Source organism: Streptomyces sp. NPDC005070 (assembly GCF_053600395.1).
The window spans coordinates 1-1119 of the sequence record NZ_JBSFZS010000574.1 but is presented as its reverse complement, the minus strand read 5'-3'; the positions used below and the strand labels follow the sequence as shown (position 1 = coordinate 1119).

Genomic DNA, 1119 nt, shown 5'->3' with positions numbered 1-1119 from the left:
GATAGGCGAAGGACTCGACGAGGTCCGCGCGCCCGCGCGGAATCATCGCGTCGAGCAGCTCGTCGGACCCGCTGTTCTCCACCGTGGTGCGCACCGTCAGCCGGGAGTTGGAGGCCGTCGGCAGACGCGTGGTGCTGATCCTCGCCGAGTCCGACGAGAGCAGGGCCCGGGTGGAGCGCTACGTGGCGGGGGGCCACGTGGACGGCGTGATGCTCGTGGCGCTGCACGGCGCCGATCCCCTGCCGGCCGCGCTCGCCCGCATGGGCCTGCCCGTCGCATCCTTCAACCGCACCGCCGCGACGGACGTCCCATACGTGGCGCTGGACAACACGGGCGGTGCGGAGCTGGCCGTGCGGCACCTGCTGGAGCGGGGCAGACGCCGGATCGCCACGATCACCGGGCCGCTGGACCTGTACGAGTCCCGCGAACGGCTCGAGGGATACCGCGCGACCCTGCGGGACACCGGCCGTCGCTCGATCGTCGCGCTGGGTGACTTCACGCGGGTGTCGGGCGCGGAGGCCATGCGGCAACTCCTGGAGGACGACCCGCACGTCGACGCGGTGTTCGCGGCCAACGACCTCATGGCCATCGGGGCGCTGCGCACCCTGCACCAGGCGGGCCGCCGGGTCCCCGACGACGTGGCCGTGGTCGGGTTCGACGACATCGAGGCCGCCGCCTACACCTCTCCCGCGCTCACCTCGGTGCGCAGTTCCATGGCCGACCAGGCCACCGCCACGGTGCGCCTGCTGCTGGCGCTCATCGAGGGCGGCCCCAGGAAGCCGGTGATCATGCCGAACGAACTCGTGGTCCGCGAGTCCAGCTGAACGGAGGGCCCGGGCCCGTTTCCCGTGCCTTCCCCCCGGCCCTGCCCGCACATGAGGTCGTGCTCCGGACGCGGGCGGCTGGCGCGGTGCTCCGGTGAGCACAGAGCCGGGCCGGGCGTGCACCCGGCTCGCCACCCCCTCAGGCTGATCGGATCCAGCACATCCCGCACCCTGTGTGTCCAGGTAGCCAGCTCTGTCCCACGAGCAGCTACAGCATGACGATGAGCCAAGAGCGCGGTCCTCGCCTCATCGGCGACGACACCGGTCACAGCAGCGGCAACGGCAACCACTGCCG

At 72.1% G+C, this 1119-nt stretch carries 1 protein-coding gene; it reads left to right on the top strand.

Annotation, left to right across the window (positions count from 1 at the left end; translation table 11 throughout):
• The first annotated feature begins 41 nt into the window (after window positions 1-41).
• Complete coding sequence (locus tag ACWEBX_RS41265; protein WP_451889797.1) at window positions 42-824, top strand: substrate-binding domain-containing protein; 783 nt, start codon at window positions 42-44, stop codon at window positions 822-824.
• Window positions 825-1119: the final 295 nt, after the last annotated feature.